Here is a 16,128-nt window from a genome sequence, read left to right as displayed (position 1 = left end):
GCTATTAATCGGTCATGGGATAAAGCTGAGTCAGCAATTTTTCTTCTCGCCACGCCCGTAATAGCGCACCCAGAGAAGGCGTTTGATGGCCTTGCTGTTTGTGTTTAGAGCCAATTTGATAAAGCAAACGGTACTGCTTAAGCAGCGTACTGAAGATATGCGACAGTGATGTGTCGCTGTCCCAGATATGCGCGGCTTCACTACTCGCGCCATTGATTTCGAGAATGTCGAACGCTTCACCACGCATTAATGCGTTGATATCTTTAAATTTCACATCCAGACGACCGTAGTTAAAGCCTTCAAAATCACCGAGAACTTCGTCCAGCTTTTGTTCGAGAGCCTCCGTGATGAATTGATTGCCATCGCGGAAGATACAACCACGCGAATGGCTGCCCGCAAATGCCAACTGAAACTCGTCCCCCTCTGGAATAACCACATCGAGATGTTCACTATGACGAGGCAAATACAAATGCTGGAGTTTGCCTGCGCGTGGACAGTGCTCAATCAGTTGCTTGAGTGAAGAGCGTCCATCACCCGTCACACGTGGGGAGTATTTAAGAGTGATGGAAATAACCTTGCCTCGCTCCTCTCCCGGTTGTCTGACATAGAATATTCCCGCTTCAGCACTGTAGTCTGAGCGAACTTGCAACAGAAAGCGTCCTTGAGAAGGGAACTGAGCGATATAGTCTTTGAGTTGTTGGTCGCCATTTACCAACTTGACCCCAACTCCTCGGCAACCCAAATCAGGTTTTGCCACAAGAGGGTAAGTAATTCCTTGCTGTTTAAGTTGTTCTTTTGCTTGCGTAAACAATTGCTCTTCATTGGTGTCAGATTTCTCCAACGTAATGAAAGGCAAAATCCACTGGCGAGTAATATCTCCAGCCGCGCTGAAAATGTCGTGTTTGGATTCTCCAACCATACCGCTAAGTTTGATCGCAGGGTTAGCAATCAGCGGTAGCGCCCAATCTCTGTGATACAGGCTTAATGCTGCACTTTGGACAACCACAGGGGCATAAACAAACCAAGCTGGTAAAAATTCAAATGGCGAGATGACTCTTTTCGGTTCATGGAGAACTGGCATTCCCGCATTGACTTTCCCTTGTGGAATCATTTCGACATTAGCGAACTGTGTCATAAGAGCCTCTTAAGAATGTTTTTGTAATAATTTTATTGAGCATCCACATTAAGCATAGACCTGCTGGAATCAGCACCCAGCTAACGTGACTCTCTTTCAGCCAGGCCACACTGCCTAACTGGTAGAAGGAACCAAAAATCAAAGCAGTCCAAAGCCCTGTTGCACCAATCACCGCGACAAAAAAGCGCATTATAGGCACATCAAGAAAACCGCTTAGTGTGAAGCCCACGGTGCGCAGACCCGGAATGAAACGAACAATAAACAGGGTAATAAACGCGCTCTGATGAAGTTTCTTCTTCACTTGACGAACACGTTGATATTGGAAAATTCGATATCGTAAGAAGCGCACACGTTGCGCACTTTTACCCATCAGATAGAGACCAAGATCTCCTGTGGCAATCCCAACAAAGATAGCCGCTAGCGCCATACTCATTGGCATTAGCTCTTGTACTGCGAGCGTTGCCGCGGTCACGATGGCTAAGTCTTCCAGTAAATAAGAAAGCAGGATGATGCCAACAAACAGCATTGCGACTGATGTATGCCCAGCGTACAACCATGCCTGTATCTGATTTGCTAACTCCATCTCTAACCTCAGCAATACTTCTTCAAATGTTCAGCGCTACTCGCATAGGCCGGCTAACTATCCATGGCGTTTATTGCTACGCCATGGTTAACAAGATAGGGAAATCAATAAGAAAATTTCACATACATACAATTTAGTTGAAAAAAATCCGCTAAGGGGAAGAAACCACTGAGTTTTTTCGCGATACAGATCAAGACTCGATGGCACAATTCGCGAGTAAGCTGTCATTATCTGCCAGTGCGTGGCGCGATCAGATTGCTTAATATTTCCTCAACGACATGATGCAACCTAGCAGAATGGCAGTCAAAGTGAGGAAAAAGAGATGATAGAAACAGCATTAATCACAGGTGCTTCTGGCGGTATAGGCCTAGAGCTAGCGCGTATACACGCTGAAAAAGGTCGAGATATGATTTTAGTCGCCCGCTCTGAAGACAAACTTAACGAGCTTAAACAAGAGCTCGAAGCGAAACATCAGACGCAAGTGTATGTCATTGCTGAAGACCTTTCCGATCCTCTTTCCGCTGATCGTATTGCCGAGAAAGTTAGAGAGTTAGGACTTGAGATCGACATCCTGATCAACAATGCCGGCTTTGGTGGCCATGGTCTTTTCCATGAGCGTGAGTTGAGTGCCGATCAAGCGATGATGCAAGTGAACATGATTACACTCACAAACCTTACCCATCATTTTCTGCAAGATATGGTCGCACGTAAGCGCGGAAAAATTCTCAATGTTTCTTCCACCGCTTCCTTTATGCCGGGCCCATTACAAGCAGTCTATTACGCAACTAAAGCCTATGTTACTTCATTTACCCAAGCGATAGCCGAAGAAGTCTCTGAATACAATGTGACTGCCACCGCCTTATGCCCTGGTGCGGTTGATACAGGCTTTGTTAAAGCAGGAGATTTAGATGGTCTCGATGTGTGGAAGAATGCCAAATCCCCACGATCTGTCGCTGAATGTGGCTATCAGGCAATGGAAAAAGGTGAGTTGGTCGCTTTTAATGAAATAGGATTGAAGCTTATGCTTAACTGGGTGGTCCCCCTACTACCACGTAAGACTGTGCTAAAAATGTCACGTCAATTTATGGAAAAAAACTGACACCATGAAAAGAGCCAACAAATTTATCATTGCGCCCAACTGGAAGTTACTGCTCAGTGATATGCAAATTGACCCTGCTGATGTTCTCAAATTCGCAGAGCTACCCGCAGACCTATTTAACCGTGAGCACGCCAGTTTGGTGCCTCACGAATATTTCCAGCTCTGTCACGGAATGGAGCAAGCCGCCGGAGAGCGTGAAGTTCCTTTGTTGCTCGCGGAAAACTTTTCAGTGGAGTCATTTGATGCTCCTGTCTTCGCCGCGATATGTAGCCCGAATATGAATGTGGCGCTCAGGCGTCTGAGCCAGTACAAGCCACTGATAGGACCGATGGTTTTGACAGTCAATCAGGCAAAGAGCTTTACCGAATTGACCACCAGCTGTTACGGCCACCGTGGTCCACTGCCCCGAGCATTAGGACTGATGGAGTTAGTATTCTTTACGCAACTCATACGCACCACCACCCGTGAGAACGTCAAACCCATTCGCTTGTCTCTGCCTGAACTGCCTGAGAAATTATCTCTATACGAAGACTATTTCGGCTGTACGTTAAGCAAAGGAAAAAGCGTGAGTATTCGTTTTTCAGCGCAGGACGCCGCACGTCCCTTTCTGACTTCAAATTCAGCCATGTGGGAGTTTTTTGAAACCAAACTCAACCAGAAATTAGCTGACTTAGATCAGTCCGCCTCAACCGCTGAACGGGTGAAGGCCGTACTCTTAGAAGCCTTGCCAAGTGGTGACAGCTCTATCGAAGGTGTTGCCGAGAAACTGGCAATGAGTAAGCGCACACTTCAGCGCAAACTCAGTAGTGAAAAAGAAAGCTTTCAGGTACTGCTACAAAATGTGCGCGCTGAACTGGCCGATCATTACTTAGAAAAATCTCAGATGTCTCTAGGGGAAATTTCTTTTCTGCTCGGTTTTCAAGAGTCCAACTCCTTTATTCGCGCCTACAGTTCGTGGAAAGGGGTGTCACCGGGCTACTTTCGCGAGCAGTGTCATTAATTTGATAACGCGCTTTTCTCCAGCAGGAAGTCAATCAGGACTCGGACACGCTTAGCTTTTTGGGTGTTCTTATGAAAATAAACGTAGAGCCCAGAGTAAGGTGCCCAATACTCCTCAAGTACTGGTACTAGTTGTTTAGAGGCAAATAGATCTTCCACCATAGGATCGACAATTCTGCCAATACCTAAACCTTTTAGCGCGGCATCCAGCATTAACCCGGTATCATTAACAACTAGGGCATGAGGCATTTCAACCGTTAATCGTTCCCCCTGATTACTAAGCTCTAAGGGTGCAAGCTGATTAGAAGAAATGAATCGATACTGGACGAGTTTATGTTGCTTGAGAGCTTCGGGTGAGTCAGGCATTCCGTACTGCTCAATATACTCCGGAGAGGCAAACAAGGCTTCCCTCATCGCTGGCGTCAGCTGCCTCGCGATCATGCCTTCCTCGACGCGATCACCAAAGCGAATACCCAGATCAAAACCTTCATTGAGAATATCAATTGCCGCATCAGAGATAGATATTTCCAACTGAATATTGGGGTAACGTTGGCAGAACTCCGCGTATATAGGCTGAAGTAGATATTGATACACAAACCTTGGGGTTGTCAGCCTGACTTTGCCGGACGGCACTTTGCTAAGATCACTAATACTCTCAAAAGCCAAACTCAGATCTGACATCGAATCTGATGTCCTCAGATGCAACAAGCGCCCTGCTTCCGTTAATTCAATACGTCGAGTTGTGCGAGTAAACAAAGGCAACCCCAGTTGTTCCTCCAAGGCTTTCAATGCATTACTCACAGAAGGTGAAGCCATTTCAAGCTTCTGCGCCGCTTTTGTAATACTTCCTTCACGCACAATGGCATGAAAAACCGTTAACTGATTGAAGATAGTGCCATTCATCTCAAACCCTCCAATTATTAGCTCAAGGCTAACAATTATTTAGATAAATACCATCTAATCATTACGAATCAATTCTCTTAGACTGATTTCCATACCAACAGCAATCACGTAATGAGTGAGGAAATCATGTTCAGAACCATCAAATCTGTCGCTCTTTTAGCAAGTACTATCGCCTTTTCGAATTCCGTGTTAGCGCAGTCAGGAGTCGAAAACATGTCAGCAATTCAAGACGCCAAAGCGATTAATAATGCCAAACTTTGGCCAAAACCCGACAACCCAGTAGCAGCTGGCTCTGAAAACAGCGAAGCACTCAAAGTCGTGCAAGGTTTTTTCGCCGCTTACGCCAAAGGTGACCTTGAGGGAATAAAGCAATATGTCTCTGAAGAGGTGGAGTGGCACATCCCCGGTCGCCATTCCTCAGCAGGCACAAAACGCGGCATCACCGAATTTACCGAGTTCTTTGGCAAACTTGGGCAGGCAGGATTTAAAGCGGAAGTCATGATTCTTGCGGCAAATGATACCTATGTCATTGATGCTCACCGTGGGTTCAGTACGGCTGCCGACGAAAATATCGACCTGAACTGGATTCTTCTCTACCAAATTGAAGACGGGAAGATCAAACGCGTTCAAAATTTTTCAGGTGATTTATACACCTCTGACGCTTTCTTTAACGCATTTTTTGCTCAGTAACGGGAGAACCATCATGAGCCAAGTATTAGTCATTTCAGGTCATCCTGATCTTAACGCTTCTTATACCAACACCGTTATTTTGGAGCAGATTCAAAGCAATTTGAGTGATGTGGAAGTACGTCGCCTCGACGGTCTTTACCCAGACTATCGAATTGATGTAGTTGCTGAACAACAAGCGATGTTAGCAGCGGATGTTATTGTGCTTCAGTTCCCATTCTATTGGTATGCGGTTCCCGCGTTAATGAAGAAGTGGATCGACGATGTCTTCAGTTTCAACTTCGCTTATGGGCCTGAGGGTGACAAGCTGAAACGTAAAGATTTCATTTTATCCTTTACTGTTGGCGGTCCTGCTGAAAGCTATGATCCGCTGGGCTACAACCATTTCACGGTTGAGCAGATGCTTCATCCTTTGCAGCAAACCGCTTATCTTGCTGGAATGAACTACCGTCAACCTATCTACACCCATCGCATGGTTTACATTCCAAACGTATATAACGAGTTGGAGGATGTTCAAGCGCGCGCAAAAAATCATGCAGAGCGTCTGTGTTCGCAAATTTCGGAACTACTGACTTCACCAACAACACGAATTAATAAATTCATCACCGAATGGTTTGCAAGATTTGACGTATTACCAGAGGACAGCGATTTCTTTACGCGCCATCTTGCGCGAGACCTCACCCTTTCAATGCCTGAAGGACAATTCCTTGGTCATGAGGGATTTCGTGATTGGTATCGAATTGCACTAGAAACATTTAAACCCAACTGCCAACACTTGGTAGAGCAAGTCGAAGTCATATCCAATGGCGATAAGTTTGACGTAAAACTACGAGTCCGCTTACTGGCAGATACTTATCCTGATTCTACCTTTGTCGGTCAGTCGGTGAACATTTTGGTCGACGAAACTTGGCAAGTAAGCTTCGACACACAAGGTGATGTTCTTATCCACAATTATCTTGTGGCACCTGTCGTGAGTTAATCACCAAGAAGTCCCTGCTTTCGAGCCGGGGCTCTGGTTATCTTTTCTACCGTAGATGTATCAAACATCTGTAAATACTATTTAGTCAGCCAAATAAAGAGCATGCTCATGAAATCTATCATTCTAAATGCTCAAATCGGAACACTGGCCGCCAATCTGTATCTTCCTCAAGAAACCAAACAGACTCCACCCGTCGTTATTGTCACTGGTGCTTGGACAACAGTGAAAGAACAGATGCCCGCGGTTTACGCCGAAGCTCTAACTAAACAAGGTTTTGCCGCTATTACTTTTGACTTCAGAGGCTGGGGTCAGTCTCTGGATGAGGTTAAATATCTGGAAGAGCCAGCAAGAAAAATAGAGGACATACGAGCGGTTATTGATTCACTCGCTAAACGCGAAGATATCGATGGCTCAAACATTTTTGGACTGGGTATTTGCGCCTCCTCTGGCTACATGCTGGATGCAGTAGAATCAAACCCGCACATCCGAGCTGCGGCGGCTGTCGCTCCTTGGTTACACAACGCCGACTTAGCGAACGCTATCTATGGCGGCGAAGCCAGTGTTCAAAACCTCATTCAGTTAAGTGAAGACGCTGCACACGGTGAGCAAGCTGTCTACATTGAAGCAGCAAGTACGACAAATCAGAATGCGTTAATGTACCAAGCGCCATACTACACAGAAGCCAATCGTGGACAAGTGGCTCAATACGACAATCTGTTCAATGTCGCTTCTTGGAAAGGCTGGTTAACTTATGATGCGGTTTCCGGTGCAGCAGATCAGGACAAACCTATTTTATTGGTTGCTTCTGAGGACATGGCTTTACCTGATGGCACACATCAGTATCTGGAAAATGCCAAAGATAACGTAAGTGCTATTTGGTTGGAGGGCGTTTCGCAATTCGATTTTTATGATGTGCCCGAGCATGTAGAGAAAGCGACTCAAGCAGTTGCACAGCATTTCCGCAGCCACATTAAGTAAATTCAGCACGACTTCCACTGCATCAAGCCCTGAACTTATCCGGCGGGGCTTTCTTCTCATCTAGTATCACAATTACGACACATCCGAGTTGCCTTTTCTAAGCCAACATTGCTTACTATTAACTCTAATTAAATCAAGGCGTTAAAATTAGTGTCTATTCAGCTACTGCCTATCTCCGAGCAAGAGTTTCCTGAGGTTTTTCCTGTTGTTAAACAGGCGCTTTATGAGCATGTTGATTCTGTGTTCGGTTGGGATGATCAGTTTCAGAAAGAGCGAATGTCCACCGACTATCAACCAGAATGGTTTCACTGGATCGTTAGCAAACAGAACAAGGTTGGACTGGTGTGTTTCAAACCTTATAACACCGCTTACCACATTCATTTGTTGATCCTCTTTCCTCAATATCAAAACCAGGGCTTTGGCCAAGTGGTCATGCAGCAGATCACCACTCTCGCTAAAAGTGAAGGCCGCAACAAAATCACGCTATCCAGCTTCACTCGCAACACAAAAGCTATCCAGTTTTACACTCGATTAGGCTATCAAGTCACTGAAGAAGATGAATGTTTTGTCTCAATGGCACAAGATCTTGAACAGCGAAAAATGGATTACTGATATGCAGATAGAGACACCGAGACTCCTCCTGAGGCCGTTTGTTGCAGAAGACCGAGACATCACCATCGATTTGCTACAAAACGATGCGTTTATGGCCTATTCCCCAACGGGTGCAATGAACACTTGTCAGGCACAACAACGATTCGAGCAGCTCACGTCCAAATCGACCACTTTTGGAAAGCTTGCGATCATCGAACGGGCAACCGGGCACTTAATCGGTTACTGCGGGCTGGAAAAGTATACTTACCAACAGCAGACGATGCTTGAACTTGGCTATCGCTTAACACCAGAAGCTCGGGGAAATGGCTATGCAATCGAAGCTAGCCGCGCAGTGTTGAACATCGCCAAACAGCAAGGTATAGAGCGCGTGTTAGGACTGACTGAGCCCGATAATGTCCCTTCGCAAAAGATACTACTCAAGCTGGGGTTTACACCTATCGACAGTGACTACTATCAAGGTATGCCCGTAGAGTACTTTGAAAAAATACTCTAGTTCCAATCCGTCAGTTACCAATCAATTACCTAGTAGCCGCTCTTTCATTTGCTTACTGTTGAAGTCGTCGATGAGCCGTTCTTTGAACGCACGCAAACGCGCCACTTCTCTCTGCTCTGATTTAGATAACATCCAGATATCGTGTTTGATTTCCGGTTCACATTTGGGAACACGAACCAATGTCGATTCTTTGTCGGCAATAAAACATGGCAAGAGCGTAATCCCCATACTCTGCTTAGCGGCTTCTAACTGCATCGCACTGTGATTCATTCGGCACGAAATAGATAAATGACGCAGGGGGGAGTCATTAAAAATAGGGCTTTCTTTGCCTAGCTCTCCCCAACCTATCAGTTGAGCGCTGGAGTCTGACATCCAAGGATCGTGTTGCTCAAGGTAGTGTGGTGTAGCGTAATAACAGATGGCAATTTTACCAATGATCCGCCCCACTAAGTGCTCAGGAGGCATTTGATTCATTGGCATAATCCGCAGCGCGATATCGACTTCATGATCACCTAAGTCCAGCACCTGACTCGACAAAACCACTTCAGCGTTGATATCAGGATACTGCTGACTGAACATTGCAATCGTCGGCATCAAAAGATGGTTGGCAATCGCGTCTGCAGTGGTGATACGAATCTCACCGCTGTATTTGGCGTCTTTCCCTTTAAGCTCAATCTCTGCTTGTCGAAGTGACATTTCGGCTTGCTCAGCATAACGTTGCAAACTCTCACCTTCGGGAGAAAGCGTGTAGCCTGAGGTATCCTTACGAAATAGGGACACTCCCAGACTTTTCTCTAAGCTAGCGATTCTGCGGGTAATGGTTGAATGGCTGACATTAAGGTTTACTGCTGCCGAGCGCGCACTGCCAGCACGCAATGTCTGGAGAAAAATCGCCACATCGCTCCAGTCCATGGATGAATTTTGCACCATCACATTCCTAACTAAAAGTAACTCATCAATCTATTAACTATAATGCTTTGTTAATAAATACAGCTAGAACGTGTAAGTGTGATATTGATCTAAGTCCAAATAATCTTTTCTTAGGCGGTGCAAAAATGCACCACAGACGTGCATTTTTCTCTCTACTCACTCTCCACAATTATTCCTAATATCAAAAAGCATCAATAAAAACGCTCGTTCACTGGCGTATTCGTTACCTGAGAAACTAACCGTTTCCAACCCGACACAACTGGTCGATATTCAAGGGGGAGAGATGTTCCAAGATTTTTCTAAAGCGCTACTGGATGAAATTCAGCGCCGAGAGATTGCAAAAACCAGAGCCAAAAGCAAGAAATTCCTAGCGCAAATCAACAAGCAACAAAACCTCAGTCAGGGGTTTCTATTGGTCAATCAATCTCAATACAAACGTGAATTGGCTGAACTGAAAGCAAAACTGAAAAACTCTACTTTCCAACAAACGCCTGAAGGTCAAATGTCGAAACTTATGCTGGCGATTTTGGAGAATGATACTGAGCTGGAAAAATATCTTGATAAAGATGTCGTCGAAGAAATTCACCATAAGGACTTGAGATGGGGTAGTGAAAAGCCTAAGCCAACTACATCGAAAACCACAAAAGTGGGGACAGGTATACGCTACAGCGATCGCACTCGGAATCAGTTAAGTAGTTTACGTTTCAAGCGCAAACAGTTGTTTCTGCTTTACAAACGCATTATTGAAGCTCAGGTTGCTCTGCGTGTCTTGTGTGATGACGTGGTCTCAACCGTGGGAGGCAAGGTTTGCGCACCTCCGGGGGCTTTCAACGGCATCAAGAGCTTTAACGGCGCCCTCAACAAAATTACCCAACGTGAACGTAGCGATGAAGTGGGAGACCTAAAAGACTGCGCGCGTATGACAATCGAGTTTGATAACCAGAAACAAATGTTATTGGCGAAAGCAAAAATTGCTCAATCTCAGGAGTTCTTGGCCGTCAAGGGCTACCAGAAAGCGCTCAAAGACCGATATTCAAGTGGTACACAGGAAGACGGTCTGCTCAAATTCAACTCCTCTGCACAGAAGTCTGGCTACAAGGATATTAAATTTTTCCTAAAAATGAGCAATGGCGTCATCGGCGAGCTGCAACTTAACACCAAGGACATGCTGATTGCTAAAGAGAAAGAGCATGTGATTTACGATATTTTGCGTGAATCGAAAGATCAAACCAAGCCCTATACCATCAGCAACCCCGACGTGGTGATTAAAATCCGAGAGCACATGAACGATGGGTGGTTCTCATTTATTGAAACTAAAGTCCCTGAGGTAAAGGAAGCATTAGTGCAGGTCAAGCAAATGGTGAAGAATATTCCCATGGGGATCAGCCCGACTCTGACTGTGATGCCCAAGCAAGCAGAAGCACTCAACAAAGTCAGCCTTGGCTTGTACGCCAAGGGCGAGCTGCCCGGTGCGCTAGCCCTTTAGTCGCTTATAAAACAACTCAGCCCATAGCTCTCACTATTGGCTTGTCGTTCAATCAAATCACCAAACTGCCATCTTCATTGAACTCCCAGCAGTCGCCATAAGCCACTTCCCACAAATACCCATCTGGGTCTGAAAAGTAACCACTGTATCCACCCCAAAAGACGTCTTGTGCGGGTTTCTCAAGCTTTCCTCCCGCCTCAACGGCCACACGCAGGACTTCATCCACTTCGTCTTTACTTCGCGTGTTGTGAGCTAATGTTATTCCGCTAAATCCTTCCCGCTTAGCGGCAAAATCTGGCGAGACATCTTCGGCTAACGCTTCAAGGGGGTAAAGCGCCAAATAGGTTCCGCGCGTTTTAAAAAATACGATGCCCTCTTCTGGCGTTTTAGCCGATTCGAGACCGAGATTAGTGTAAAAGTCGAATGAAGTTTTGAGGTTACTAACGCCAAGCGTAATGATGCTGATTCTAGGTTCCATCGCAGAGACTCCTTTTATTTGTTTGTTCCATAGTAGCGTGGCGAAAACAAATACGCTCGAATGAATCCCATTTTTGTGTTTTCTGTAACCCAGCGTTATTTTTAATCTATTCCGTGCCGATTTTTAAACGACGATGAAACTCTACCTAACCACTATCGCCAGCGTTGGATTATCAGTATCCGCCCAATCTGAGCCTATTCAGCCATGGCAGTTTGATAGCAGTGACAAAGGCATTTCTATTTACATCAGGGAGCATACGGATGGGTTAGTTGAAGTACGTGCAGAAATGTTTGCTCCCACCTCCTATGGCGCCTTTCTAACCCTATTGGAAGACAGTGACAATGTGCCGAACTGGATTGATAACGTCAGTCATAGCCGAGTACTACGGCAAATCAGCGAGACTGAAAACATCGTCTATACCCAGTTCGCGGCACCTTGGCCTGCAAAAGATCGCGACATGGTGACGTATTCCCAGTTCGTAATCGACGATGCTAGTTTTACATTACGTATCAAGGATGCGCCAAGCAACACCTTACCTGAGCAAGAGGATTACATTCGGATCACCCGGGTTAAAGCCACTTGGACGCTACAAAAGCTGACTAATGGAACGACTCACATCGAGTACATCGCATTTGCCGATCCCGGAGGTGCGCTACCTGATTGGTTGGCCAATGAGCTGGCAAAAGAGAGCGCTCGTAATACTTTCGAAGGCTTACGACAGCAGCTCTCTCACTACCAGACTGCGACTCATCCAAAAATCAAAGAGTAACACTTAGACGAAATCAAACTTCCACGGTGGTGCCTGCTCGCTTTGCGGAAAGATGGTCTCAAGTTTATCGGCATTGACCGATAGATGTTGGCCCAGCACGCCTTTAATCACAGAACGCATGTCAGTGGTTGGCTTGAGATCTCGACCTTGATACAGCTCGGCTTCTCCGAGCCCCGGCCAATCACCAAGCACCTGGCCACCATTAATGGCTCCCCCTGCTACCAGCATGACATTGGCCGTTCCGTGATCCGTCCCTTTGGTGCCATTTTCACGTGCGGTTCGGCCAAACTCACTGGCCGCAATGACAACTGTTCGTTGCCACTGCTTACCCAAAGCTTGCTTAAGTGCCGCTAAACCGCCGTCCAATAGTTTCAGCTGATTACTCAGCCTTCCATTCACGCTACCTTGGTTAGCATGAGTATCCCAGCCGCCAATTTCCAACGCTGCAATATTAGGCCCAGTTGGGTCCGCCAGAATTTCTCCGGTCTTCTGCGTCAAGGACTTGAACTGCTTACCGACGCCTTCATCACCGACTAGCTTGTCAATTTTCATCATACTTTCAAAGTTGGCAGACAAGGTAGCATCACTTTGAAATAGCTGTTCCAGCAGCTCGGTTTGCCGTTCTCGGGTTTTAAGTCGGTTCGGATACCAGCTATCAACACTCGCATCACCTTGCATGATAAGTGGTAAACCCGAATCAATCGCAATACCGTGATTCTGGCTTTCCAAGCTCAGCAACCGGTTTAGCCAACCTTCCCCATAAAACGGGTCTAGAGTGCCGTTTTCCAGTATCTTCTGACCATCAAAATGAGAACGCTCACGATAAGGTGTGGCGCAGGCGTGGACAAAACTGATTTCCCGATTCTTAAACCACAGATGACATTGCTTCAACGAAGGGTGGAGGCCAAAGTAAGAAGTCAGATTGAGTGACTGTTCCGGCTTGAGCCCAATCGAAGGTCTGAGCGAGGCGTACGATTTATCACCATGAGGCACGACGACATTCAACCCATCCATTGCTCCACGTAAAGATATCCAGACAAACAGGTTATCTGAGCTCGTCTTGGCAAACACAGGCATTGGTAACAATGAGCTAATACTCAGCGCAGCGGCACTCCGGAGAAAGCGGCGACGATTTAGCTGTAAATTCGACATCAAACTTCTCCTTAGCGATATTGAAACTGCGGGCTGAGCCAAAGTAGCGACAGCTGCATCATGGGGTTCTTGGTTTTATTGAGCACTAAACGCGTGTGCTCATCCAAGTCAGAGTGATAAAGCCGTGTGATCACTTCATCGACCACTTTTTGCGGCTTGATGCCTTTGGTTTTGGCATTTTTTACCGTTTTCGCTGCCAACATATTGGCGATTTGTAATCGCTGCGTGAGAGCAGATGGGCTGTTGTAATCTTTATCTCTGTCCGGCCACCCCGCCGGAGAGCCTGGTTTGAATGGAGCTTGGCCTAAAGCATTCAGCGCATTAAACGCCTGCTTATCATTGATATCAATTTGTGCGCTCCGCAATACCGCAAACATCCACTCTTTGGGCATCCTGTATCGCATCGGTTTGGCTGATTTCGCCTGCTCACTGTCAATCAAAACCCGATACACGGGTTGTAAGTCACCCTTTGATTTCAAGTAGGCATCCACCATTCTCTCTTGCAGCGCGGGGGGCGTTTCACCAAAGAAATGCTGGCACAGTTTTCGGGTAAGGTGTTTCGCCGTATCAGGGTGCAACGCTAACGTTTTTAGGCAAGCCTCACCTTGCTCTGTCCCTTTCTGCGCATAAGTTTTCCCCATAACAGTCACGGCCCCCGGTTCATGCATATTGGGCACAAAGCGGAATCCAACATTGGGGGCTTTTAGCTTAATGCTCCAGCCCGAAATGGCCTTTGCCAGCTCAATCACATCCTGCTGGGTGTAGCTGCTATCGACACCTAAGGTATGAAGCTCAAGAATCTCTCGCGCTAAGTTCTCATTGAGCCCTTTGCCTCTTCTTTTTCCTAGTTTGGAATTGGGCCCTGCTGAAACCTGATTATCCAAATACATCAACATGGCAGGGTGTCTCGTCACCCCCAGCAGCATGTCGCTGAAGTTGCCGTTCCAGTACTGGCGGACGACATCATTTTCGATTCGAGAAGCGAGTGGCATTAAGCGTCGATTATCCACTGAGATGGCGAAGTGATTGCTCCAGAATTGGATTAAGCGTTCTTGAAAGCCGTAAGGGGTATGCAGGCTCTGCTGATGCCTCGCTTCAACCTGCTGTCGGTAGTGCTGGCGAAAAAATGCCTGAATCTGTTTTTGTAACTCACGCTTTTTCACATCATCATTTTTGAATTTGGCACGTTGGGCTTGGTTGTGACCAAATTGCGCCAAAATCTCTTCGGTAGTTGGCAGTGCCTGAATAGCAGGGTGAATGTAACCCGCTTCATCGAGCTGATTCGACAGTGGCAACGTCTGTTGTCCGAGTCGGGGGCCAAAGCCAAACCTCTGTTCCGCAAGGATCTGCGCGTCTGGGTAATAATTCATAACGTACTTCCTGATACGACATACAGTAAGTGTAATCAGTGTCCGTCAGAGAATGATGAGCTTTACATTGTTTTACCCTACGCAATGTAAAAGTTTCGTCTTTTAAAAACGACGCCATACCAGTGTCATTAATCAACCTCTAGCTGGCGCTCACGCAAGTAAAGGTAAAGGGGTAAGCTACAGGAAACACCCACACATAACGTCGCAGCAATGGCCCAATTACGCCCTTTTACTTTCAGGCGTTGACCGTCAACAAGAATAAAAACAATCAGTGCGATCGCTGCAATGATGACGTCCAGCCAGGCAAACTGACTGAGAGGGTATGCCATTGCCTCAGACACCAACTCTGGAATATTCAAACCATGGTGCAACAACCATGGTATAAATGCCGCGTAGGGAACAACCATACCAATAACAGCTAACACGAGATACAGCCTTGCCATTATTCTTCTCCTGTCAGTTGGTTAACTACCCAAGGAGACGCGAGAGATATAGTTCCTTGATCAAAATCGAGCTCGGCTTCAACACCCAATGGTGTGACCAGCATAGGGTGCGTGTGGCAACTGTCGAAGCCATAAAGAATCGGGACTTTTTGACCGTTCAACACCTCATACAAAACATCAAGAGGCGTGCGACCTGTCCCTTTGTCATCAAACAGTTCATGCTTGCCAAGAACGATGGCTGCGACGCGGTCAAACACACCGCAAAGCTTAAGCAGGTTAAAGCTGCGCTCTACCACGGCAATGTTATGAAGGGAATCTTCGATAAGCAGAATGTCACCTTGACCAATGTCAGGCATGTAGGGACTTCCCCAAATCCCACTCATGGTGTTCAGATTTCCACCAATAATACGACCTCGTATTTTCCCGTCACCAATAAACTGCCATTCATTGGCTGTCACAGGTTTAGCATTCACTTGGGATTCCCAGTCAATCATAACGTCTGTCCAGACTTCAGGCATCTGATAGCGATACGGTAGTGAAGGTGCGGAGCATAGTAGGGATTCAAACGAAGAAAAAGTGTCGTCAACCAGAGGTGGAAACTCGCCAAATGATGCGACCAAAGCTGGACCGTAAAAGGTGATGAGCCCTGTCTGAGCATAGATACCCAATAAAAGTGCCGTGACGTCAGAGTAACCAATGATGATTTTCGGATCAGCTTTCAGGGCCTCATAGTCAATATAGGGCAGTAAGGCGTTGCTGTTGTGGCCGCCAATAGTCGAAATAATGCAGCGGACTTCCGGGTCACGAATCAAGGTGTTAAGTTCCTCGACACGTTCCTGAATTGAACCTGAGCGGTAATGATCCGACTTTCCAGTTAGTTTCCCTTGTTTGAGCCTGAACCCTTTGCTTTCGAGATACGTTTTAGCTCGTTGAAACCGAGTCGGGGCAAAATGGGTAGCCGGTGACGAGGGTGAGAAAAATCCGATGGTGTCACCTTTAGTCAGGCAAGGCGGTAGTATAGACAAAGTTGGT

The 16,128-nt window shown here is 46.4% G+C and carries 18 protein-coding genes; 9 read left to right on the top strand and 9 right to left on the bottom strand.

All coding sequences use genetic code 11. From position 1 onward, the window contains the following. Positions 1 to 4 precede the first annotated feature (4 nt). Both F0265_RS02200 and F0265_RS02195 read right to left on the bottom strand, forming a co-directional pair. Positions 5 to 1,135, bottom strand: coding sequence for a D-alanine--D-alanine ligase (locus tag F0265_RS02200; protein ID WP_171747579.1), 1,131 nt, complete (start codon positions 1,133 to 1,135; stop codon positions 5 to 7). Continuing rightward, complete coding sequence (locus F0265_RS02195) at positions 1,119 to 1,718, bottom strand: VTT domain-containing protein (protein ID WP_171747578.1); 600 nt, start codon at positions 1,716 to 1,718, stop codon at positions 1,119 to 1,121. Before F0265_RS02195 ends, F0265_RS02200 begins: the two co-directional genes overlap by 17 nt. Before the next feature lie 322 nt (positions 1,719 to 2,040). Between F0265_RS02195 and F0265_RS02190 the strand changes: the two genes are divergently transcribed. Next, complete coding sequence (locus F0265_RS02190; protein WP_171747577.1) at positions 2,041 to 2,817, top strand: SDR family oxidoreductase; 777 nt, start codon at positions 2,041 to 2,043, stop codon at positions 2,815 to 2,817. 4 nt (positions 2,818 to 2,821) lie between these two features. Beyond that, positions 2,822 to 3,817 carry an AraC family transcriptional regulator gene (locus tag F0265_RS02185; protein ID WP_171747576.1) on the top strand — a complete coding sequence of 332 codons (996 nt, stop codon included), beginning with the start codon at positions 2,822 to 2,824 and terminating at the stop codon, positions 3,815 to 3,817. On the opposite strand, the gene F0265_RS02180 is transcribed toward F0265_RS02185, so the two are convergent. Further along, positions 3,814 to 4,719, bottom strand: a complete 906-nt coding sequence (locus F0265_RS02180) for a LysR family transcriptional regulator (RefSeq protein WP_095559916.1) — start codon at positions 4,717 to 4,719, stop codon at positions 3,814 to 3,816. The two genes, F0265_RS02185 and F0265_RS02180, sit on opposite strands and share 4 nt — an antisense overlap. A gap of 111 nt (positions 4,720 to 4,830) precedes the next feature. Between F0265_RS02180 and F0265_RS02175 the strand changes: the two genes are divergently transcribed. From F0265_RS02175 to F0265_RS02155, 5 genes are all read left to right on the top strand, one after another. Further along, on the top strand, positions 4,831 to 5,409 hold the full coding sequence (locus F0265_RS02175; protein WP_253809278.1) for a nuclear transport factor 2 family protein: 579 nt from the start codon (positions 4,831 to 4,833) through the stop codon (positions 5,407 to 5,409). A 13-nt stretch (positions 5,410 to 5,422) separates the two neighbouring features. Further along, positions 5,423 to 6,385 carry an NAD(P)H-dependent oxidoreductase gene (locus F0265_RS02170; protein WP_171747575.1) on the top strand — a complete coding sequence of 321 codons (963 nt, stop codon included), beginning with the start codon at positions 5,423 to 5,425 and terminating at the stop codon, positions 6,383 to 6,385. A gap of 108 nt (positions 6,386 to 6,493) precedes the next feature. Then, entirely contained in the window at positions 6,494 to 7,363 is an 870-nt protein-coding gene (locus F0265_RS02165) for an alpha/beta hydrolase (RefSeq protein WP_253809277.1), read from the top strand. 150 nt (positions 7,364 to 7,513) lie between these two features. Then, on the top strand, positions 7,514 to 7,975 hold the full coding sequence (locus F0265_RS02160; protein ID WP_171747573.1) for a GNAT family N-acetyltransferase: 462 nt from the start codon (positions 7,514 to 7,516) through the stop codon (positions 7,973 to 7,975). Between the two features lies 1 nt (position 7,976). Beyond that, positions 7,977 to 8,468, top strand: a complete 492-nt coding sequence (locus F0265_RS02155) for a GNAT family N-acetyltransferase (protein ID WP_171747572.1) — start codon at positions 7,977 to 7,979, stop codon at positions 8,466 to 8,468. A 21-nt stretch (positions 8,469 to 8,489) separates the two neighbouring features. On the opposite strand, the gene F0265_RS02150 is transcribed toward F0265_RS02155, so the two are convergent. After that, complete coding sequence (locus F0265_RS02150; RefSeq protein WP_253809275.1) at positions 8,490 to 9,398, bottom strand: LysR family transcriptional regulator; 909 nt, start codon at positions 9,396 to 9,398, stop codon at positions 8,490 to 8,492. A gap of 283 nt (positions 9,399 to 9,681) precedes the next feature. Here F0265_RS02150 and F0265_RS02145 point away from each other — a divergent pair, with 283 nt between their 5' ends. Beyond that, positions 9,682 to 10,884 carry a hypothetical protein gene (locus F0265_RS02145; RefSeq protein WP_171747571.1) on the top strand — a complete coding sequence of 401 codons (1,203 nt, stop codon included), beginning with the start codon at positions 9,682 to 9,684 and terminating at the stop codon, positions 10,882 to 10,884. Positions 10,885 to 10,936: 52 nt separating this feature from the next. On the opposite strand, the gene F0265_RS02140 is transcribed toward F0265_RS02145, so the two are convergent. Beyond that, positions 10,937 to 11,362 carry a VOC family protein gene (locus F0265_RS02140; RefSeq protein ID WP_171747570.1) on the bottom strand — a complete coding sequence of 142 codons (426 nt, stop codon included), beginning with the start codon at positions 11,360 to 11,362 and terminating at the stop codon, positions 10,937 to 10,939. A 133-nt stretch (positions 11,363 to 11,495) separates the two neighbouring features. Between F0265_RS02140 and F0265_RS02135 the strand changes: the two genes are divergently transcribed. Further along, positions 11,496 to 12,131 (top strand): START domain-containing protein, encoded by a 636-nt coding sequence (locus F0265_RS02135; RefSeq protein ID WP_171747569.1) that lies wholly within the window; start codon positions 11,496 to 11,498, stop codon positions 12,129 to 12,131. 3 nt (positions 12,132 to 12,134) lie between these two features. Here F0265_RS02135 and F0265_RS02130 read toward each other — a convergent pair whose 3' ends face one another. The 4 genes from F0265_RS02130 to F0265_RS02115 form a co-directional block, all read right to left on the bottom strand. Beyond that, the gene (locus F0265_RS02130) at positions 12,135 to 13,283 is read right to left on the bottom strand and encodes a DUF1501 domain-containing protein (RefSeq protein WP_171747568.1); all 1,149 of its coding nucleotides are present in this window, start codon (positions 13,281 to 13,283) and stop codon (positions 12,135 to 12,137) included. Between the two features lie 11 nt (positions 13,284 to 13,294). Continuing rightward, a complete protein-coding gene (locus F0265_RS02125) occupies positions 13,295 to 14,653 on the bottom strand; it encodes a DUF1800 domain-containing protein (RefSeq protein ID WP_171747567.1) in 1,359 nt (452 codons plus the stop codon). A 128-nt stretch (positions 14,654 to 14,781) separates the two neighbouring features. Beyond that, on the bottom strand, positions 14,782 to 15,096 hold the full coding sequence (locus F0265_RS02120) for a DUF2834 domain-containing protein (RefSeq protein WP_171747566.1): 315 nt from the start codon (positions 15,094 to 15,096) through the stop codon (positions 14,782 to 14,784). Then, on the bottom strand, positions 15,096 to 16,121 hold the full coding sequence (locus tag F0265_RS02115) for a S66 peptidase family protein (RefSeq protein ID WP_171747565.1): 1,026 nt from the start codon (positions 16,119 to 16,121) through the stop codon (positions 15,096 to 15,098). Before F0265_RS02115 ends, F0265_RS02120 begins: the two co-directional genes overlap by 1 nt. Positions 16,122 to 16,128 lie beyond the last annotated feature (7 nt).

Origin of the sequence: Vibrio sp. RE88 (assembly GCF_013113835.1) — a bacterium.
Taxonomy (GTDB): Bacteria; Pseudomonadota; Gammaproteobacteria; order Enterobacterales; family Vibrionaceae; genus Vibrio.
Note: the sequence above shows the minus strand (reverse complement) of the source record. Positions and strands in the feature narration are given on the sequence as shown.